Origin of the sequence: Achromobacter sp. UMC71, assembly GCF_014170305.1 — a bacterium.
In the GTDB taxonomy this organism is placed as follows: domain Bacteria; phylum Pseudomonadota; class Gammaproteobacteria; order Burkholderiales; family Burkholderiaceae_B; genus Achromobacter.
Genome location: NZ_LZZT01000010.1, coordinates 1 through 20583, shown reverse-complemented (window position 1 = coordinate 20583; position 20583 = coordinate 1). Strand labels below are relative to the sequence as shown.

The following is a 20583-nucleotide window of genomic DNA, read 5'->3' as shown; positions in this document are numbered from 1 at the left end:
GGTCCCGCCGGACGGACATTGCGTCGGCTACCCTCGGACCGCGCTCCGAAACGCTGCTGACAGCGCGGCAAGCGCGGCCTGCGTTCGGGCATCCTTGCTTCTGGTATGAAGCAGGATCGGCAGATGCGGCAATTGCGGAAGTCCGAGTTTCGATCCGATATCCATGGCGCCGAATGGCAGCATCCTCGGCGCCAGTGCGGCCACGCCCAATCCCGCCATGACCGCCGCGGCGACGGCCGCCACGCCGCCACCGACAAAGACCTCTCGCCAGGGCACTTGCGCCGTATCGAGTAGGCTTGCGGCCAGCGCGCGCACACCGCAAGGCTCCGCCAACGTGGCAAGTGGCAGGGGTTCATCCGCTCGATACTGCCAGCCCGGCGCTGCGAACCAGCCGAGTCTTTCCTCGGCAATCAGCTCTCCATCGCTGCGGCCTGCGTTCAGGCGGACGATGACCGTGTCCAGTTCGCGCCGATCAAAGCTTTGAAGCAGGTCACCGGACGATCCGATCCGGATTTCGACCAGCAACTCGGGATCTTGCGCGTTCATGCGCGCGATCAGCGCGGGGAGTTCCGGGCCCGCGACATGATCACTGATGCCAACGGCAATACGCTGCCGCGAGCTGGAAAAGGCGGCCAGGGCCCGGTCATGGGCCGCCAGCAGCTCGCGCGCATGTTCAAGGAACATTGCCCCCATTGCGGATAGTTCGACATACCGGGGCGTGCGCTCGATGAGCCGGTAGCCAAGCCTTTCTTCCAGCCGCTTGAGCTTCAGGCTGATTCCGGCCTGCGTTGTCTGCAAGGCTTGCGCAGCCCGCGTAAAGCTTCCAAGCTGCACGATGCGGACGAACGCCTTCACGGCATCCAGGTCCAGGGAGGGCACAATCATTTCAGATAGCTATCGTTGAAATAAACCTGCATAGCGTATCAGAATGATTAGTATGGAACGGCACCCACAAAGAGGAGATAACCCGCTATGCCACTCGTTCATATTTCACTGCGCACCGGAAAGACGGAAGCCTATAGGCAGGCCATCTTCGACAGCGTCTACCGCGCGCTGCGTGAAACGTTCAACGTTCCCGAGGACGACCAGTTCATGACCATTACCCAGCATGAAGCGGCGGACTTCCGCTACGGCAAGACTTATCTGGGCGTTGCGCGTAGCGATGACCTGGTGTTCATCCAGATCACTGCCAATAACACCCGCAGCCTGGAACAGAAGAAAGCGCTGTTTGCGCGGACGGCGGAACTCCTCGGCGACAGCCCCGGTATTCGCCCGGAGGACGTGTTCGTGAACCTGGTGGAGGTTGCGAAAGAAAACTGGTCGCTAGGCAACGGGCTCGCGCAATATGCGTGAGCGCCTGGACGCCAGACGTTGATCGAACGCGCCCCCTGATTGCCGCGCAGCGGCCCTTGACGACCGACGGCAAACCGCGATGCGGCCATGTGAAAGGAATCCAGGGCTTGTTTGCATGGGTCGCACACCCCGGCCCCGCCTTGGCCGCCGTTGCGCTGACGCTGTTCCAGGTTCTTGACGGCGGCGCACTTAAGACATGTTTGTTTTTTTAGCAACGCAGGATAGATATTCCCCACCCTTATGTATGGCTTTTTTTTAATTTATAAAGCCATAAAATCCATACAAACATAACGATTCAACAATTTGTATGGATATTGGCGGTAGAATTTGGCTGCCTTGGGGAAGCAAGACGCTCGCGCTCCCCACTACCAACCGCTGTCAGCGTTGCCTGTTGAGCAGCCACCAGATGACGGCATTGGAAAAAGCCTTCGGGTTCGGTCTACGGCACCTGCTAGCTGCTGAAGCAGCGTTTTGAGGAAATGATGAATTTTTGGGTCCCCGTAATCTTCGGTACGTTCAAGCTCCTCGTGTTGGGCACCGGCATGTTTTTCGCCATCAAGTCGCACTACGATGGAGAAAAAAAGGACAAGGCGAAACAGAAGGAGATGGAAACCCCGTAGGGCAGACCTCGGGGCGACAGCGACGTCGGCAAATTCAACACTGGCCGACGTGCCACAGCGTGCTTATTCCGGCATCGAGAAACCCTGCTCGCGCAAAAACTTCGCGACTATCGGCTTCCACTTCTGCGGCGAATGCGTAAACAGGCTGTGGCCGTTTTCTCCATCGGGCTCCATCGGCACGAAGGTGGCCTGGCCGCCCGCCTGGTTATAGGCGGCAACCCACTGCTTGGGCCAGTCGGGGCCCCAATACAGATCGTTTTCCGTATAGATCCACAGCATCGGCACGCGGGTCGTCTGGCCGTAGGCGGCATAGGTGGCCTGCAGGCGATCGGGCCCGCAGGACTTACCGGGCGATCGCACCGGGTCGCCGCCCGCGCCGCCGGCGAAGTTGATGGCCGCCTTCACGCCCGGCGGATTCTGCGCCGCCAGCGCCACGGTCGAGCCGCCGCCCACCGATTGGCCCAGCACCGCGATATGGGATGCGTCCACGTCAGGGCGCTGCGCCATCGCCTGCACCACCTGCCCGATCTGGCTGGCGGCACGGTCGAAGGTGGCCGTGAAGCGCCGGTCGGCGCAACGGCCGCTGCCTTCCAGGTCTGGTCCGCCGGTGACGCCGTAGCCCAGCCGTACCGGCACGGCCACGACGAATCCGGCTTCGGCGAAGAACTGCGACGCGGCTGAGTAGCGCGCCCGGCCCAGCTTGGCGCGGCCAGCCGGGTCGCCGGCCCGGCCATGGTTGATCACGATCAGCGGGTGCTTGCCCGGCCCGGCGGGCGTGAACACCGTCACGACCAGGTCGCCGGCGGCCATGCCGCCGTTGTCCAGCGCCACGGTCACCGGCACCTTCTGCACGCTCTCGTTGGCCGCCAGCTTGGGCGGCGGCGCGGCGCAGGCCGTCAACAGTCCAACGCTTGCGATCATCGCGATTCTTGACCATGCACCCATGTTGACCTCGTCAGGAACAGGCTCGCCGCCCGGGTAGCCGCAAGACTACTCCCGCGGCGGACGGGCCGCCATTACCGCGAACCCCACCCGGCCGATTCATTCCACTTCAGACTTATTCCATGAAAATTACTTGTTTGTCGTGATCAACGGCCGGGCCTAGGATGGCTGGCAACGCCAACGATTCCACGGAAGACACTTGCCATGAGCCCCCCCATTCCCGCCTTTCCCCATAGCCTGATCCAGCGCGACGCGCGCGGCGTCTATACGTTGCAGATCCACGACGCCAAGAGCCTGAACATCCTGGCCACGCCCGTGACCCTGGGCCTGACGCAAGCGGTGCGCTGGATCGCCGCGCAAACCGACGCCCGCGCGCTAGTGATCCGCGGCAGCGGCGACAAGGCCTTCGTGGGCGGCGCCAATATCTATGAGATGGCCGAGCTGGACCCGGCCGGCGGCCGCGCCTTCATCACCAACCTGCGCCACCTGTGCGACGCGGTGCGCGACGTGCCCGTGCCCACCATCGCCCGCCTGCCCGGCTTCTGCCTGGGCGCCGGTATGGAGCTGGCGGCGGCTTGCGACATCCGCCTGGGGTCGCGCGACGGCGTGTTCGGCATGCCGGAAGTGCATGTGGGCATACCGTCCGTGATCCACGCCGTGTTGCTGCCGGCGCTGATCGGCCCGGGCGCCACCAACTGGCTGCTGTTGACCGGCGCCACCGTCGACGCCGAGCAGGCGCTGCGCTGGGGCTTCCTGCAATTCCTGTGCGATACGGGGGCCGAGGCGCTGGATGACCTGATCGAACGCACCGTCGGCGCCATCGCCGCTTGCGGCCCGCTGGCCGTGCGCTCGCAAAAGGCGCTGCTGCGCTATTGGGAGACATCCACCGTCGAGGCCGGCCTGGACCGCAGCGTGGATGCCTTCGGCGCCGCCTTCACCACCGACGAGCCGCGCCGCCACATGGCGCCCTTCCTGGCCCGCAAGCGCGCCCCGGAGGCGCAATGACGGCCGTCACCGCGACTGGCCCGCTGGCCGGCGTGCGGGTGGTGGACATGACCTCCGTCGGCATGGGGCCCTACGCCACCCAGATCCTGGGCGACATGGGGGCCGACGTCATCAAGGTGGAAGCGCCCGAAGGCGACGTGTTCCGCGCTTCGGTGCCGGCCGCCTCGCCGGGCATGGGCGCGGTCTACCTGAACCTGAACCGCAACAAGCGCAGCGTCACCCTGAACGCCAAGGATCCCGCCGACCTGCAGCACCTGCTGCAGTTGATCGACGGCGCCGACGTCTTCATCTCCAACGTGCGGCCTCGCGCGCTGGCGCGGGCCGGGCTGGACGCCGCCAGCCTGTGCGCCCGCCATCCACGGCTGATCTATTGCTCGGCGGTGGGTTTCGGCCAGGACGGGCCGTATGCCGCGCAGCCCGCCTTTGACGACATCATCCAGGCCATGAGCGGCCTGGCGGACCTGCAAGGCCGCAACAGCGGCGCGCCCGCCTATATCAACACCATCATGGCCGACAAGGTGGCCGGGCTGACCCTGGCCTACGCCATCCCGATGGCGCTGTACGAACGGGAAAAGTCCGGCCGCGGCCAGACGATCGAAGTACCCATGTTCGAAACCCTGGTGTCGTTCACGCTGATCGAACACCTGGGCGGGCGCACCTTTGACCCGCCGCGCGGCGAGATGGGCTACCGGCGCGTGCTGTCGCCCGAGCGCCGGCCCTATCGCACCCTGGACGGCTATCTGGCGCTGCTGCCCTATACCGACGCGCAGTGGCAGCGATTTTTTGCGCTGGCCGGCCGCGCCGACCTGGCCGCCGACCCGCGCTACGCCAGTCCCCCGGCACGGGCGCGTCATTTCGATATGCTGTACGCCGACCTGGCCGCCATCGTCCAGCTGCGCACGACCGGCGACTGGCTCGCGCTGCTGGCTGACGCGGACATCCCGCATTCGCGCATCAATACGCCGGAAACGCTGTTCGACGACCCGCACCTGGCCGCAACGGGCTTTTTTCAGCGGGTGGAGCACCCCACCGAAGGCACCCTGACCACGCCGGCCATCCCGGTGCGTTTTTCCCGCACGCCCGGATCGATCCGCAGCCTGGCGCCGCGCCAGGACGCGGATCGCGATATGCTCGGTCCGCAATAGGCGCTGCCCATCCTGACCATGAATATCACCCTGAAGCAGTTGCGCGCGTTCTGCGCGCTCTACGAGTTGCGCAGTTTCACCGCTGCCGCCTGACCGACGAAGACAGGCCTTCGGTTTCCAGGTTTTTTGTGTTGCAGCACCACAACGACGCTTTTTTCCGGCCTCGGCCATCGCGGCATGGCGAGCGCGGCGCGCCCTGCCTCCCCTCCATTTGCATGAGTCCGGCGCATGCCGCCCGGGCCGCCCGATTCTCGCGAATTCGCGACGGTCCTCATCCGCATTGACGAGGCGCGCGTCATCCAGGCGCATGACACCCGCGCCGCCAATGCAACGTTTTCAAAACAATCACTCGGATATTTGCACTACGGAGAACTCTGGCCGGCCGAACGAGGTTTGCATGAGGGAGACACGGCGGCAGCTGTATTAGGCTGGCCTCGCAGTACTCCGACTCACCTTGATCGATTGGACGAAAGCTAATGACTGAACTCATTCATCCGGATTGCCATCCCTTCACCGCAGCAGGCAATTTGAAGCAAGTCTCCGCGTTCTACGAAGAAGGACGACGCGTCATGTGGATGATGCTGCGCGCCCAGCCGCGCCCCTGCTTTAACCATGAACTGATCGACGAAATCATGACCCTGGCGCGCGCCGCCAAGGATTCCGGCCTGCCCTTCGACTTCTGGGTCACGGGCTCGCTAGTGCCGCAGATCTACAACGTGGGCGGCGATCTGAACTTCTTTGCCGAAGCCATCCGCACCGGCCGGCGCGAGGCGCTGCGCGCCTATGCGCGCGCGTGCGTGGATTGCGTGCACGCGGCCACGCGCGGTTTCGATACCGGCGCGGTGTCGCTGGCGATGATCGAAGGCACGGCGCTGGGCGGCGGTTTCGAGGCAGCGCTGGCGCACCACTTCGTGCTGGCGCAGAACAACGCGCGCATGGGCTTCCCCGAGATGGCCTTCAACCTGTTCCCGGGCATGGGCGGCTATTCGCTGGTGGCGCGGCGCTCGGGCATGAAGCTGGCCGAGGAACTGATCGGCTCGGGCGAATCGCACACCGCCGAATGGTTCCAGGCCCGCGGCCTGGTGGACGTGGTGTTCGAGCCCGGCGATGCCTACAAGGCCACCCGCACTTTCATCGACGTGATGCGGCCCAAGCTGAATGGCATGCGCGCCATGCTGCGCGCGCGCCAACGCGTGCTGCAGCTGACGCGTTCCGAGTTGATGGACATCACCGAGGACTGGGTGGACGCCGCCTTCATGATCGACCCGAAGGACCGGGCCTACATGGAACGTCTGGTGATGGCGCAGAACCGGCGCGCATCGGGCGGCGCCGAGGCGGTCCTGGACGCGACGATGCATTGAGGATGGCGGCCCGTCGCGGCGCTTGGCCGCCGTGAAGAGCCCACGGGACGGGGGCGACAGACTGCCCCCAGACCGCGGCCCGCAGCCGCGTCAGGCGATCAGGTGCAGCCGCCGGCGCTGCGCCAGCCAGGCGGAAAACTCCGCGGCGGGCATGGGCTTGGCGTACAGGTAGCCTTGTTTGGCGTCCACGCCCAGGGTATCCAGGAAGGCGGTTTCCTCCTGGGTCTCCACGCCCTCGGCGATCACCTTCAGTTCCAGCGTGCGCGCCACGGCCACGATGGCCCGCGCCAGCGCCTGCGACACCGGGTTTTCGTTCACGCCGCGCACGAAGCTGGCGTCCAGCTTGATCGCGTCCAGTGGAATGCGGGCCAGTTGCGACAGCGAGGAATAGCCCGTGCCGAAGTCGTCCAGGTGCACCCGCGCGCCCAGCTGGCGGAACTGCTTCATCAGCTCGATGGCCGCGACTTCGTCTTCGATCAGGCAGCTTTCGGTCAGCTCGATATCCAGCAGGCACGGGTCCAGCCCGGCATCGCTGACCGCGCGCATGAATTCGCTGACCACCCCCTTGTCGTCCAGCTGCCGCGCCGACATATTGACGGCCACGCGCAGGTTCAAGCCATCGCGCTTCCAGGCCGCGGCCTGGCGCGCGGCCTCGCGCATCACCCACACGCCCAGTTGCGAGATCAGGCCGGATTCCTCGGCGTAGGGAATGAACACGCTGGGGCAGATCATGCCGCGCTCGGGCGAGCGCCAGCGCAGCAGCGCCTCGACCCCATCGACGTCGCCGCCGCGGCCGGCCAGCTTGGGCTGGTAATACAGCATCAGGTGGCCTTCGGCCAGCGCCTTGCGCAGATTGGTGTCCAGCCAGACATAGTCGGCGTTGCGCCGGTCCATCTCGGGCTGGAACACGCGGTAGGTGTGGCGCCCGGCCTCCTTGGCCACGTACATGGCGATGTCGGCGCTGCGCACCACGCTGTCCAGGTCTTCGCCATGCTCCGGATACATGGCGATGCCGATGGAGCAACTGGTGTAGACCTCGATCAGTTCCTGGCGGAACGGCTCGCGCAGGCGTTCGATGATGCGTTCGGCGGTGGCTTCCAATTGCCAGGCCTGCGCCTCTTCCTGCAGCACAATGAATTCGTCGCCGCCCAGCCGCGCCAGCGTCTGGCCTTCGGATAGGCAGCTGGAAATGGCCACCGCCACCGACTTGAGCAGGCGGTCGCCGAAGCCATGGCCGTAGTGGTCGTTGATGCGCTTGAAGTTGTCCAGATCCAGGAACAGCACGCCGCCGCCCGCGCCGCGTCCGTCGGCCAGCGCTGCCTGCAGCCGCGCCGTGATGGCGTGGCGGTTGGGCAGGTTGGTCAGCATGTCGGTGTTGGCCAGCACCCGCAAGCGCTCCTGCGCCTGGCGCTCTTCGGTGATGTCGGTGCCCGAGCAGATCAGGTAGACGCGCTTTTCACCGCTGCCGCTGGTGACGAATTTGTTGCGGAACAGGAACAGCCGCGGGCCCTTGACCGTGTTGATCAGGCGCTCGACCTCGTACGACTGGCCGCGCTTATAGAACTCGGCGATATTGCGGCGCGAGGCGGTGGCTTCTTCGCGGGTCATGAACATCTCGAACACGCTACGCCCGACGATGTCCTGCTCGCGCTTGCCCGTGTATTCCTCGCTGACTTTGTTGAAGCGCTGCACCCGGCCGTGCTGGTCGACGATGACGATGACCGAGTTGGCCTCGGACACCACGGTTTCGGCGAACGACAGGCCCTCGACCAGGTCGCGCGCGACCGAATCGGTATCCGTGTGCGCCGACGCGGTGCCGGCCCATTCGGTGGGGTTGATCTTGCGCCCGACCAGATGCAGCTGTATCGGATCGCCGTACAAGCTGATGTCGATGCGCAGGCTGGCGGTGATGCCGGTCAGGGCGCGGATGGCCTGCGCCTGCTCGGGCTGCAGCGCCATCGCGATGTTGGTCGCGCCCTTGACCGCGGAAAGTTCGATCGCGTCGCTATCGGCCGCTAGCCTCCAATACGGGCTAGGCGTACCGAAATGCAGGTACAGGATCGATTTTTCGTCCTGAGTCTCAGTCATTGGTGTCCCCCGCCGTCCTAGGAAGGCCTGCGAAGCACATTACGGTGTAGTCAGTTTGGGGTCAACCACCCGGCGGGCGGCGGCCGATGCTGTATTGCGGAATATTTCATATGCGCGTGCAACTGTGCTGCCAGCGTCCCGGCCTGCGCTATGAACGACTCCCCAGGAGAACTCAGGCGTCAGGTCTGTTGCGTGACACGTTGCCATGCACGCAAACAATATCGCCGAAAATTTGTGACTATTTTTGGCAAGTTGCACAAAAGCGACCGCCGCGGAGCATGAAATAGCGGCCCGCCGCTACCGGGGGGCCGCTCTCAGGTGACCACATGGACACCCGTTGATTCCCGATCCGCTTATTCCGGCTTGACGCCGGCTTCGTCGATGACCTTGGTCCAGCGCGCCAATTCGGACGACACGCGGGCGCGGGCATCGGCCGGGCTGGTCCATTCGGCGATGGCGCCCTGGGCCAGCAGCGATGCCTTGACCTGGGGCTTGGCCAGGATCTTCTTCAGCTCGCCGTTCAGGCGGTCGATGACCGGCGCCGGGGTATTGGCGGGCGCGACGATGCCGAACATGGAGCTGACCTCGAAGTCCTTGAGCCCTGCCTCCGCGGCGGTGGGCACGTCGGGCAGCGCCTCGACGCGTTGCGGCGACGTGACCGCCAGCGCGCGCAGCTTGCCGGCCTTGATGCTGGCCTGCGAGGCGGGCACGGTTTCGATCATGCTGAGCACCTGGCCGCCCATCAGGTCGGTCATGGCCGGGCCGCTGCCTTTGTACGGCACGTGCAGGATGTCCACGCCGGCGGCGCGCTTGAACATTTCGCCGGCCAGATGCTGCGGCGAGCCGTTGCCGGCCGATGCCATCGTGACGTAGCCCGGGCGCGACTTGGCCAGCGCGATCAGCTGCTGCAGATTGTTGGCCTGCACCGACGGGTTGACCACGAACACCAGCGGCACGGTGCCCACGATGGACACCGGCGCGAAGCTCTTTTCCACGTCGTACGTGACCCGGCCGCGGTACAGCGCGGCGTTGATGGAATGACTGGTCAGCGCGCCCATCAGCAACGTGTAGCCGTCGGGCTGCGCCTTGGCCACCTGGTCCGCGCCGATGTTGCCGGCCGCGCCTGCGCGATTTTCCACGATCACCGATTGCCCCAGCGCGCCCGTCAGTTCCTGCGCCAGCACCCGGCCGATCACGTCGGTGGCGCCCCCGGGCGGGTACGGCACGATCAGGCGGATGGGCTTGTCGGGGTACGCATCGGCAGCAAGCGCGGGGGTCGCGGCGCCGGCACAGACGGCCAGCAGGGAAAGCAGCAAGGCGCGGCGAGGCCGCAGGCGCAGGTCTGACATGTAGGTCTCCTGCCGGGATGAGTATAGGAATGGAACGGACGCCCGGCTCGTCAACCGCGCCAGTGTAGGAGGCCAAACTTGATAGATGAATCAGAATTTTTCTATCGACTGATCTGTTTTAAAGATCAATAAATTTTCTCCAACAAACTGCTTGCGCCGCTTTTCAAAGGGTAGATATGATCATGCCCCTGGATTATCAATAATATTATCGGGAAGAAAAATGACGGACGACACCAAGGGCGGCAAGCCCGCCAAGGGGCCCTTCGACAGCGACGGCGCCCGGTCCCGCGGCGTGGCGCGCGGCCTGACCAACTACGGCGACGTCGGCTTTTCGCTGTTCCTGCGCAAAGCCTTCATCAAGGGCGCGGGTTTGTCCGACGACGCGCTGGCGCGTCCCATCATCGGCATCGTCAACACGGGCAGCAGCTACAACCCCTGTCACGGCAACGCGCCGCAGCTGATCGAAGCGGTCAAGCGCGGCGTGATGCTGGCCGGCGGCCTGCCGATGGATTTCCCCACCATCTCGGTGCACGAGAGCTTCTCGCAGCCCACCAGCATGTACCTGCGCAACCTCATGTCGATGGACACCGAGGAAATGATCCGCGCCCAGCCCATGGATGCCGTGGTGCTGATCGGCGGCTGCGACAAGACCGTGCCGGCCCAGCTGATGGGCGCCGCGTCCGCTGGCGTGCCCGCCATCCAGCTGGTGACCGGCTCCATGCTGACCGGCTCGCACCGCGGCGAACGGGTCGGTGCCTGCACCGACTGCCGCCGCTACTGGGGCCGCTACCGCGCCGAGGAAATCGACGCGCCCGAGATCGCCGACGTCAATAATCAGCTGGTCGCCAGCGTGGGCACCTGTTCCGTCATGGGCACGGCCAGCACCATGGCCTGCATTACCGAGGCGCTGGGGATGATGGTGGCGGGCGGCGCGTCCGCCCCGGCCGTTACCGCCGACCGCGTCCGCGTGGCCGAGCGCACCGGCGCCACCGCCGTCGCCATGGCCGCCTCGCGCCTGACGCCCGATCGCATCCTGACCGGCAAGGCCATCGAAAACGCGCTGCGCGTGCTGCTGGCCATCGGCGGCTCGACCAACGGCATCGTCCACCTGACCGCCATCGCCGGCCGCCTGGGCATCGACATCGACCTGGCCGGGCTGGATCGCATCAGCCGCGAAACCCCGGTGCTGGTCGACCTGAAACCCTCGGGCCAGCACTATATAGAAGACTTCCACCACGCCGGCGGCATGCCGGCCCTGCTGCGCGAGCTGCGGCCGTTCCTGCACCTGGACACCCTGACCGTGTCGGGCCGCACCCTGGGCGAGGAACTGGACGACGCCCCCGCCCCCTTCACGCAGGACGTGATCCGCAGCGCCGCCAACCCGATCTACCCGGTGGGCGGCCTGGCCGTGCTGCGCGGCAACCTGGCGCCGGGCGGCGCCATCATCAAGCAATCGGCCGCCAACCCCAAGCTGATGGAACACGAAGGCCGCGCGGTGGTGTTCGAAGACGCCGAGGACATGGCCCGCCGCATCGACGACGATGCCCTGGACGTGACCGCCGACGACGTGCTGGTGCTCAAGCGCATCGGACCCACCGGCGCGCCGGGCATGCCCGAGGCCGGCTACATGCCGATTCCGAAAAAGCTGGCGCGCGCCGGGGTCAAGGACATGGTGCGCATTTCCGACGGCCGTATGAGCGGCACGGCGGCCGGCACCATCGTGCTGCACGTCACGCCCGAGGCGGCGATTGGCGGCCCGCTGGCCTACGTGCAAAATGGCGACCGCATCCGCCTGTCGGTGGCGCAGCGCGAGATCGCGCTGCTGGTGGACAACGCCGAACTGGCCCGCCGCAGGGCGGCCCAGCCGATCGAGCGCCCCACTGCCGACCGCGGCTACCGCAAGCTGTTCCTGCAGACCGTGACGCAGGCCGACCAGGGCGTGGACTTCGACTTCCTGCGCGCCGGCGTCACCCAGGACACCGTGCCCAAGAAGTAACCTGACCGGACCCGCGCCCATGAACGCCATCACGCCTGACGCCCTGCAACCGCAAGCGCCCGACGCCGTCTCCCTGGCGGTCGCCGCGCTGGAAGAAGACATCGTCTTCGGCCGCCTGCACCCGCGCGAACGCCTGACCGAAGACGACCTGATGGCCCGCTTCGGCATGAAACGGCACGCGGTGCGCCAGGTGCTGGTGGAGCTGGAGCTGCTGGGCGTGGTCGAGCGCAAGCGCAACGTGGGCGCGGTGGTGCGGGCGTTCGCGGTCAGCGAGGTGATGGAGCTGTACGCGCTGCGCGAAGTGCTGGAGGTGCACGCCGCCAGCCTGATGCCGCTGCCCGTACCGCCGGCGCGGCTGGCGGCGCTGATCGCGGTGCAGCGCGAGCATGACGCGGCCGTGGCAGATGGCGATGCGCGCCGCGTATTCCGCAGCAACCAGCGCTTTCACCGCGAGTTCTTCGGCCTGCTGGACAACGCGGTACTGGGGCAGGCGATCGAGGAATATGCGCGCCGCACCCACCCGATCCGCTTTGGCTCGCTGGCCGCAGCCAACTACCGCGAACGCGCCCGGCAAGAGCACTGGGCCATGATCCACGCGCTGCGCGATGGGGATCGCGAGACGCTGATGGCGGTGTGCCGGGAACACCTGCTGCCGTCGCGCGATGCCTACCTGGCGTCGGAACAGGCCCGCCGCGGCACGTGAGACAGGCGCCGGCGCGGTGGGCGCCTTGCGGGATTCGGCGCCCTGCCCCCGGCCCCCCTGGGCGCACCGTCAACGCGCCTGATCCGCCAGATATTCCCGCAACATCGACACCAGCGCCGCCGCGGCCGGCGGCAGGCTGCGGTTGCGCGCCGTCACCAATCCGATCGAGCGTTCGGCAACGGGGCCGGTCAGCGGCCGCTGCACGATGCCGTTCTGCGCCACCGCGCCCGCCGCGATCTCGGGCAACGCCGCCACGCCAAAGCCGCATTCGACCATGGCCACGATGGTAGTCAGGTGCTCGGCCTCGAAGGCCGGCGTGAAGCGGATGCGGTTCTGCAGAAAGGCCCACTCCGTGTACTGGCGCACACTGCTCGGATGCACCATGGACACATGCGCGGCCGATGCCGTGTCGGCCCAGCGCAGCGGCCCGCGCGACTTGGCCAGCGGATGCGCCTGGGGAATCAGCAAGATGAAGCTGTCGGACATCAGCGGCACGTAGTGCAGGTCGGCGTGCTGCGGATCGGCGGCGGTCAGCGCGAAGTCCACTTCGCCCGCGCGCACCAAGTCAAAGGCCGGGCCAGACAGCGTGTCGCGCACTTTCAGCGCCACCTGCGGGTGGGCCTGACGATACGCCATCAGCACCCGCGGCAGCAGCCGCGCGGCCAGCGACGGCAGCGCCGCCACCGACACCTGGCCATGCTCGGCGCTGGCAATGCCGCTGACGGCGGCGATGGCGTCGCGAAACGCCACCTGCAGGGCCGCGGCCTGCTGCATGAAGACCTCGCCGGCCGCCGTCAGGCGCACGCTGCGGGTGGTGCGGTCGAACAGCTTCACGCCCAGCGCGTCTTCAATGCGCTGGATCTGGGTGGACAAGGCGGACTGCGACAGATGCAGCTGTGCGGCCGCCTGGCGGAAATTGAGCGTGCGGCCCAGCACCAGCGTGGTGTCGATGTCGCGCATCGAAAGATTGATCTGCATACCTGCGGCTGCCTCGGTTATTGATCTAATTTTTCGATCATTCTATCCAAAAAATCTGCTTCATCAATCAAACAAGCTTCTCTACACTCGGCGCCCAATACAGATGCAGCAGCGGTTTCAGAACAAGGAGCGAACCATGCAGACGGATACGAAGGCCCTGCCCAATCCGGGCGCGGCGCATGCGGTGGTGGTGGGCGGCGGCACGATGGGCGCCGACGTGGCGGTAGTGCTGACGCGCGCCGCCTGCCGCACGACGGTGATCGAGCCGGACGCTACGCGCGCGGCCGCGCTGCCGGGCCGCGTCGCGGAAAATCTGAAGACCATCGGCCGCGAGGCCAATGCGCCGCTGCTGGCCACGGCGCCGAGCCTGGACGCGGTGGACTGGGCCAGCGTGGACCTGGTAATCGAATGCGTGCCGGAACGCCTGGACATCAAGCAGACGCTGTTTGCCGAGTTGGTGCGCCGTGCGCGGCCGGATGCGGTGCTGGCGAGCAACAGCTCCAGCTTCCCGATCAGCGCGATCGGCCAGGGGCTGGCCACGCGCGAACGCATGCTGGGCCTGCACTTTTTCATGCCGGCCCACCTGGTGCCGCTGGTGGAAGTGGTGATGGGGCAAGCCAGCGACGAGGCCCGCGCCGACGACCTGATCGCGTTCATGCGCCGTTGCGGCAGCGTGCCGGTGAAGGTGCGCCAGGACCTGCCCGGGTTCCTGGCCAACCGCTTGCAGCACGCGCTGTCGCGCGAGGCATTCAACCTGATCGACCGCGGCATCGCGTCGCCGGAAGACGTGGACGCGGCGGTGCGCTTCGGTTTCGGTTTCCGCTTCCTGGCGGCCGGCCCGGTCATGCAGCGCGACCATGCGGGCATCGATGTGCACGCGGCGGCAGGCGCGACGATGTATCCCACGTTCTGCAACGATGACCACCCGGCGCAATGCCTGGCCGAACGCGCGGCGGACGGCCGCTACGGCATGAAGGCGGGCGAAGGGTTCTACACCTGGACGCCGGAGACCATCGCGGCCGAGCGCGCCCGCTATGACCGGTTGCTGCGCGCAGGCCTGGACCTGATCTCGCCCGAACTGCCGGAGATCCAGCCATGAGCGCCGCACCCCTGACGCGCGCGGCGCTGGCGACATCGCCAGTGATCGTGACAGTGGCGCCCAACGGGGCGTACAAGAAGGCGGCGGACCATCCCGCGGTGCCGATGACGCCCGAGACGCTGGCCCTGGAGGCGCGCGCGTGCCTGGAGGCGGGCGCGGCGATGATGCACATGCACGTGCGCAAGCCGGACGGCAGCCATCTGCTGGATGCACACGCCTATCGCGAGGCGCTGGCGGCGGTGGACCGGGCGGTGGGACGCGAGCTGCTGGTGCAGGTCACCAGCGAAGCGGCCGGGGTGTACAAGGCGGCGGAGCAGATGGCGCTGGTGCGCGAGCTGCAACCGGAAGCGGTGTCGATGGGATTGCGCGAAATCGCGGTGCCGGAGATTCCCGAGACGGAGCTGGCGGCGTTCCTGGCCTGGGTGGCCGAGCGGCGCATCATGGCGCAGATCATTCTGTATGACGAAGGCGATGTGCGGCGCTGGTTGTCGCTGCGGGCGCGGGGGCTGGTGCCGCCGGGCGCCTGGTCGGTGCTGTTCGTGCTGGGGCGGTATAGCGTGGGACAGACGTCGTCGGCTTACGATCTGCTGCCGTTTCTGGCGGCTTACGATCATTCGCTGCCTTGGGCGATTTGCGCGTTTGGGGCCGAGGAGAATGCCTGTGTGACGACGGCGGCGGCGTTCGGGGGGCATATGCGGGTAGGCTTCGAAAATAATCTGAAGCTGCGTGACGGCAGCGTGGCAGCGGGCAATGCTGATCTCGTGCGGCAAGCCGTCGAAGGCGCACGCGCGTTGGGCCGGCCTGTGGCTGACGCGGCACAGGCCCGGGCGATTTATGGAGCGGTCGCCTAAGGCCTGTTCACACGGGAAGGCGCCTCGCACAGGCCCTGGCCTTTGGTGCTGTTGTTGTTTGCCGGTGTGGCGCAGCGTGCTAGGCCCGCTCGATTCGGGCCGGCAACCCCTGCCGCACGGCCGCCCCCGACACCCAATCGATCCATACATTGGCATGCGCCCCGCGCGTAGCATCGCCAAACCCCAGGTCGTTCAGGTTCACGCCCGCCGCCAGCGCCGGGTCATGCGGCATGGCCCGGCCATCCACGACGTGGGCGCGCGCGCCCAGCTCGGTGTGGCCGTAGCCATGCTCGATGCCCACCGCGCCCGGCTGGATGCCGTCGCGCAGCAGCGCCAGGCCGGTGACCGCGCCGCCGGGCGTGACGATGCGCACGGGGTCGCCGTTGCGCAGGCCCAGGCGTTCGCCATCCTGCCGGTTGATCGCTACCGGGTTGTGCGGATGCACCTGGCGCAGCCGGTCCACGCCGATCGACATCGAGCTCATCAGGTTCGACTTGAACGAGCTGAGCAGGAACGGCCACTCAGATTGCGGATACTGCTGGCGCACGTCGCGGCCGTCGGCCAGGCGCGGCGGATACCAAGTGGGGCAGCCGCTGTAGCGCTCGCCCGTCATCGCATGGCGAAAGCCCGCCAGCTCCTCGCTCCAGACTTGCAGCGGCTTGGCCCAGGCCTGGCGCGTCTGGCGCGCGCCGGCCTCGCCTGTCCAGGCGTCCTGCATGCGGTCAAAGCGTCCGCCGCGGCTCATCACCATGGCGACCCGGCGCCATTCGTCGGGCTTGAGCTTCTGGCGCAGCAAGTCACCGTAGCGCGCCACGCCGGTCAGGGCCAGGTCGTCGTCGCTGGCTTCGGGCACGGGGCGGCCGGCGGCAAACGCGATGTTGGCCATGCCGCGCAGGAAGAAATCCTCGGCGGTGTCCAGCGGATAGCGCTGGCCGTCCGCGTCGGCGATGGCGCCTTCGCCAAAGCCCGGCATGCGCAACCGCTTGGCGCAAGCGATCAGGAACGACTCCAGGCACACCGGCGCCCCCTCGGCCGTGCTCGCCACCTTGGGCGTCACAGCGGGCCAGCGCACGGTCGACGCCTTGGCCACCACGTCGGCCCAGGGCGCCGACACGCCCCAGCTTTCGTAGGTGACGGTGTCGGGCACGATGTAGTCAGCCAGCGCGTTGGTCTCGTTGATGAACGGGTTGATCGACACCGACAGCGGCAATATCGCCGGGTCCTTCATCTTGTCCAGCAGCACGTTCTTCAATCCCGCGATACCGTAGACCGGGTTGCTCATGTGGTTGAACCAGACCTTGGCGCGGTACGGATAACCGGCCAGGGCGGATGCCAGCATCTCGGAACTGAGGCCGCCGGTCGCCGGATACCAGGGCGCCGCGGCCGGATAGGCCGGCTGGCCCGCGGCCTGCTTGCGCTTGAACTCGCTGGATTTCTCGTACGGGAACCGGTTGCGGGACAGGCCCACGCCCTTGGGCGTGGCCCGGTTGGGAAAGCCCGCGATGTTGTAGCGCGGCCCCGCGCCGTAGGGCGGGAACGGCCCGGCGTCCAGCACCAGCCCCCCTTCCGTGTTCAGGTTGCCCACCAGCGTGTTGAGCATGGCGATGGCGTAGGCGGTGTAGAAGCCCGCGCCGCTCATGGTGCCGCCGTGCGCGTCGGCCACGGCGCGCTTGCCATGGCTGGTGAAGCGCTCGGCCAGCTCGGCGATCTTGGCCACCGGCACGCCGCACAAGGCGGCGTATTCGTCCAGCGTCTTGCGGCGCGCCTGCTCGTGCAGCAGCGACAGCGACGTGCATACCCGCAGGGCCCCGGGCGCATCCGTCATGCCGGGCGCGGCCACCGCGTCATCGACGAACAGGATGGCCGGCGCGGCCGTGGTGTGCGGCGCCAGTGTGCCGTCTTGCAGACGCACCACGTAGACGTCTTCCCACTTGTCGCTCGCATCGGCGGGACGCGGCCAGCCCATGTCGGCGCCGCGCAGGAAACTGCCCTGGCGCGGATGGTTGGGTTCGGCCACCACCAGGTGCGTGGCGTTGGTCCAGGCGGCCTCGCCGGCCACCTTCATGGCGGCGGGACCGGGCTGCGCCAACGCCCGGGCGTCAAAGCGCTGGTGGTCCAGGATCCAGCGGATCAGGCCCATGGCCAGGGCCAGATCGCCGGCCGGATTGACCGGCACCCATTCGTTGCCCGATCCGGCCGACAGGCTGGACGACGCGGGCAGCACGGGCGACACCACGACATAGGTGAAGCCAACTTCCTCGGGCCGCGTGCGGGCCTCGGCCAATTGACGGGCCTGGCGCTGGAACGGATTGCCGGCCTGGGCCGGCGCCGCGCCGATGAACAGGCCGAAGCGCGCGCGGTCCCAATCCGGCTTGCCATGCGGCATGCCCTTCAGGTCGCCCAGCGCCGCGCCCGCACCGACGCGGAAGCTCTGGCCGCAATACGAGCCGTGGTTGCTGAAATTGACGGTGCCGAACGACTGCCCGGCAAAGCGCTGGATCAGCGGCGTGCGGCCTTCGTTGGACGCGTCCGTGAACAGGAACTGGTTGACCTTGGCGCCGTATTCGGGGTTCGCGGGATCCAGCGGTGTGTCGCGGTCGAAGATGGCGCGCAGGCCGTCGACATGGCCTTCGCCGAACAGGTCGCCGCCTTCGCAGACTTCCTGGACCAGTTGTTCGAACGAGATGCTTTGCCACTTGCCTTCGCCGCGGCCGCCGACGCGTTTCAGCGGTTGCAGCACGCGGTACGGGCTGTGCATCTGCTCCAGCATGGCCGAGCCGCGCGCGCACGAGGTGGCGCGGCCTTCCAGTCCGTTGTCGCCGCCCAACTGCGCATAGACGTCGCGCACGGGCGTGTCCATCGCGGCGGGCCGGGTCGTGGCCAGCGGATGGTAGGGGTTGCCGGCCACGCGCAGGATACGGTTGGCGTCGGTATCCACCCGCAGGCGTACGCCGCACTGGGTCCAGCAGCCGAGACAACTGGAGGGGCTGACGGTCTGGCCGGGCTGCGTGGCCAGCAGGCCCGACAGCGGGTCGATGCGAAACTCCGGCGGCAGGGAATTGCCACGCACGGCGTGGGCGGTGGGCACGCCGGCAGTGCCGTGCGCCAGGCCCTTGACAGCCTTGGCGACGGTGTCGCCGTATCCCACGGCGAACGCGGCCATGCCGCCGGCGACCACGCCGCCCCGCGCGATCAGCTTGCGGCGCGCGGCGTTGTCGGGTTCGTCCGCGGCGGCGGGCTTGTCGTCTGGGTGTTGCTTGTCCATGGCTAATCTCTATAGAAGTCTTTGCAAGGCGTCAGGCCGCCAGGCCGCGGGCGCGCGCGGGGAACAGTTCCAGGGCGTAGGTCACGGCGGCGAGCAGCGCGGCGCACAGGCCCAGCACGCCGACCATGCCGAGCAGGCCGTCGCTGCCCCAGGGCATGTCGTACAGGTACAGGCCGGCGCCGTACTTGGGCACGCCCTGCACGCTCATGAAGACGACCCAGCGGAAGATCCAGGCGGCGGCCAGCATGGTCAGGGCCAGCGCGGCCGACGGCAGCGGCGCGGCCAGGGTGCGCGGCGCGCGTTGCAGTAGCGCGATGATGCAGAAGGCGGTGACGACGGCGCCCGCCAGGCTGGCGCGCCACACCGGAAACTCAGCGAACAGGCGCAGGGCGGCGTCAAACGACGGGTCCAGCCCCAACAAGCCCAGCAAGGCCCAGGCTCCCGCGCCCACGGCCATCGCCGCCACGGCCGCCACGCTCAGCTGGCGCAGCAGGCCGACAGGCAAGACCCGCAGGCCGCCAGGCAGCCAGCGCGCCGCCAGGAACATGGCGCCCAGCGCGCCCAGCCAGGCGGTCAGCGCGAAGTTCAGCGGCAGGAACGGCGTGTGCCACAACGGCCGCGAGCGCAGCACCATGACTTCGGCGCCGGTGTAGACCAGGATGGACACGGCAGACACGGCCAGGGCCACGGCCACCAGGCGTACCCAGGCGATGCGCCCCCACCACCAGGCGGCGCAGAACATCACGGCCAATCCGGTGAAGACGGGCAACAGCAACGCACCCAGCCACATCCACGACCACGGCGTGAGCCGCGTATAGAAGTGCCAGAAGCGGCCCGGCTGGTGCAAGTCGGCCAGCAGCGACACGGGCGCGGCGATGGCGGTGACCAAGAGCACGGTGACGGCGGCGGGCAGCAGCCGGCGCGCGGCCGAACCTTCGCGGCCAAAGGCGGCGCAGGCAGCGGTCAGCGCGGTAGCGGCGCTGATGCCGATAAGAAAGAAATACTGCACGGCCCACGGCAGCCAGGCGGCGTCGAAGACGGGGGTAAGCAATTCGGTGATCTGCATGACGGTCCCCTGGCTCAATGGCTGCCGGCCAGGCGCACGCCGGCTTGGCCGTCGATGTGGTGCACGAAGGCATCGGGCAGGCCCAGGTAGTAGACGTGCGGGTCGGTCTTCATGTCGGGCTTGAGGACCTTGAGGTCGGCACGATGCTCGGCCATCAGGGTGGAAATGGCGCTGTGCGGATCGTTCAGGTCGCCGATGATGCGGGCGCCGCCAACGCAGCTTTCAACGCAGGCGGGCAAGAGACCGGCTTCCAGGCGGTGTTCGCAGAAGGTGCACTTGTCGGCCGTCTGGGTGTCGTGGTTGATGAAGCGGGCGTCGTAGGGACAGGCCTGGACGCAATAACCGCAGCCGACGCAGCGTTCGTTGTCGACCAGGACGATGCCGTCATCACGCTGGAAGGTGGCCTGGACCGGGCAGACGGGCACGCACGGCGGGTTGTCGCAGTGGTTGCACAGGCGCGGCAGCATGACCATGGCACAGGGGCCGCCGTTGTCGGGTTTGACTTCGTACTGCAGGACGGTGGTGCGGAATTGGCCCAGCGGAGGCAGGTTTTCCAGCGAACAGCTGACGGTACAGGACTGGCAGCCGATGCATTTGCGCAGGTCGACAAGCATGCCGTAGCGCTTGCCGGCGTGGCCTGGGCGGCGCGGGGGTTGCTGGTTGATGCCGGTGGCTTCGGCGTGGATGGGGATGAAGGTAGCGGTGGCGGTCAGGCCCAGGAGGCTTTTCAGGAAGCCGCGTTTGGTTGGAAGGGGGTCGGGT

At 67.3% G+C, this 20583-nt stretch carries 16 protein-coding genes; 8 read left to right on the top strand and 8 right to left on the bottom strand.

Annotated features, from left to right (window positions below; all coding sequences use genetic code 11):
* Positions 1–27 precede the first annotated feature (27 nt).
* On the bottom strand, positions 28–885 hold the full coding sequence (locus A9974_RS03605) for a LysR family transcriptional regulator (RefSeq protein WP_183002791.1): 858 nt from the start codon (positions 883–885) through the stop codon (positions 28–30).
* A gap of 87 nt (positions 886–972) precedes the next feature.
* On the opposite strand from A9974_RS03605, the gene A9974_RS03600 reads away from it, so the two are divergent.
* Complete coding sequence (locus tag A9974_RS03600; protein WP_183002790.1) at positions 973–1353, top strand: tautomerase family protein; 381 nt, start codon at positions 973–975, stop codon at positions 1351–1353.
* Positions 1354–2036: 683 nt separating this feature from the next.
* On the opposite strand, the gene A9974_RS03595 is transcribed toward A9974_RS03600, so the two are convergent.
* Complete coding sequence (locus tag A9974_RS03595; protein WP_183002789.1) at positions 2037–2894, bottom strand: dienelactone hydrolase family protein; 858 nt, start codon at positions 2892–2894, stop codon at positions 2037–2039.
* Between the two features lie 225 nt (positions 2895–3119).
* Here A9974_RS03595 and A9974_RS03590 point away from each other — a divergent pair, with 225 nt between their 5' ends.
* From A9974_RS03590 to A9974_RS03580, 3 genes are all read left to right on the top strand, one after another.
* On the top strand, positions 3120–3920 hold the full coding sequence (locus A9974_RS03590) for an enoyl-CoA hydratase (protein WP_183002788.1): 801 nt from the start codon (positions 3120–3122) through the stop codon (positions 3918–3920).
* Positions 3917–5065 carry a CaiB/BaiF CoA-transferase family protein gene (locus A9974_RS03585; protein WP_183002787.1) on the top strand — a complete coding sequence of 383 codons (1149 nt, stop codon included), beginning with the start codon at positions 3917–3919 and terminating at the stop codon, positions 5063–5065. The genes A9974_RS03590 and A9974_RS03585 overlap by 4 nt, the downstream gene beginning before the upstream one ends.
* A 476-nt stretch (positions 5066–5541) precedes the next feature.
* Positions 5542–6426, top strand: a complete 885-nt coding sequence (locus A9974_RS03580) for a crotonase/enoyl-CoA hydratase family protein (protein WP_183002786.1) — start codon at positions 5542–5544, stop codon at positions 6424–6426.
* Positions 6427–6516: 90 nt separating this feature from the next.
* On the opposite strand, the gene pdeR is transcribed toward A9974_RS03580, so the two are convergent.
* Together pdeR and A9974_RS03570 are read right to left on the bottom strand one after the other, a co-directional pair.
* Positions 6517–8514 carry a cyclic di-GMP phosphodiesterase gene (gene pdeR, locus A9974_RS03575; protein ID WP_183002785.1) on the bottom strand — a complete coding sequence of 666 codons (1998 nt, stop codon included), beginning with the start codon at positions 8512–8514 and terminating at the stop codon, positions 6517–6519.
* Between the two features lie 353 nt (positions 8515–8867).
* The gene (locus tag A9974_RS03570) at positions 8868–9863 is read right to left on the bottom strand and encodes a tripartite tricarboxylate transporter substrate binding protein (protein ID WP_183002784.1); all 996 of its coding nucleotides are present in this window, start codon (positions 9861–9863) and stop codon (positions 8868–8870) included.
* 220 nt (positions 9864–10083) lie between these two features.
* Between A9974_RS03570 and A9974_RS03565 the strand changes: the two genes are divergently transcribed.
* Together A9974_RS03565 and A9974_RS03560 are read left to right on the top strand one after the other, a co-directional pair.
* The gene (locus A9974_RS03565) at positions 10084–11859 is read left to right on the top strand and encodes an IlvD/Edd family dehydratase (protein WP_183002783.1); all 1776 of its coding nucleotides are present in this window, start codon (positions 10084–10086) and stop codon (positions 11857–11859) included.
* Between the two features lie 19 nt (positions 11860–11878).
* Positions 11879–12562, top strand: coding sequence for a GntR family transcriptional regulator (locus tag A9974_RS03560; protein ID WP_183002782.1), 684 nt, complete (start codon positions 11879–11881; stop codon positions 12560–12562).
* A 69-nt stretch (positions 12563–12631) separates the two neighbouring features.
* Here the strand turns inward: A9974_RS03560 and A9974_RS03555 are convergent, their stop codons facing one another.
* Positions 12632–13540: a LysR family transcriptional regulator gene (locus A9974_RS03555; protein ID WP_183002781.1), complete on the bottom strand. Its 909-nt coding sequence runs from the start codon at positions 13538–13540 to the stop codon at positions 12632–12634.
* A gap of 136 nt (positions 13541–13676) precedes the next feature.
* On the opposite strand from A9974_RS03555, the gene A9974_RS03550 reads away from it, so the two are divergent.
* Both A9974_RS03550 and A9974_RS03545 read left to right on the top strand, forming a co-directional pair.
* A complete protein-coding gene (locus tag A9974_RS03550; protein WP_183002780.1) occupies positions 13677–14639 on the top strand; it encodes a 3-hydroxyacyl-CoA dehydrogenase family protein in 963 nt (320 codons plus the stop codon).
* Positions 14636–15490: a 3-keto-5-aminohexanoate cleavage protein gene (locus tag A9974_RS03545; protein WP_183002779.1), complete on the top strand. Its 855-nt coding sequence runs from the start codon at positions 14636–14638 to the stop codon at positions 15488–15490. Before A9974_RS03550 ends, A9974_RS03545 begins: the two co-directional genes overlap by 4 nt.
* A gap of 79 nt (positions 15491–15569) precedes the next feature.
* On the opposite strand, the gene A9974_RS03540 is transcribed toward A9974_RS03545, so the two are convergent.
* The 3 genes from A9974_RS03540 to dsrO form a co-directional block, all read right to left on the bottom strand.
* Positions 15570–18755, bottom strand: coding sequence for a tetrathionate reductase subunit A (locus A9974_RS03540; RefSeq protein WP_183002778.1), 3186 nt, complete (start codon positions 18753–18755; stop codon positions 15570–15572).
* A gap of 31 nt (positions 18756–18786) precedes the next feature.
* Positions 18787–19821 carry an NrfD/PsrC family molybdoenzyme membrane anchor subunit gene (gene nrfD, locus A9974_RS03535; RefSeq protein ID WP_183002777.1) on the bottom strand — a complete coding sequence of 345 codons (1035 nt, stop codon included), beginning with the start codon at positions 19819–19821 and terminating at the stop codon, positions 18787–18789.
* Between the two features lie 14 nt (positions 19822–19835).
* Positions 19836–20583 (bottom strand): sulfate reduction electron transfer complex DsrMKJOP subunit DsrO (gene dsrO / locus A9974_RS03530; RefSeq protein WP_183002776.1); only part of this gene is annotated, 748 nt, incomplete at its 5' end.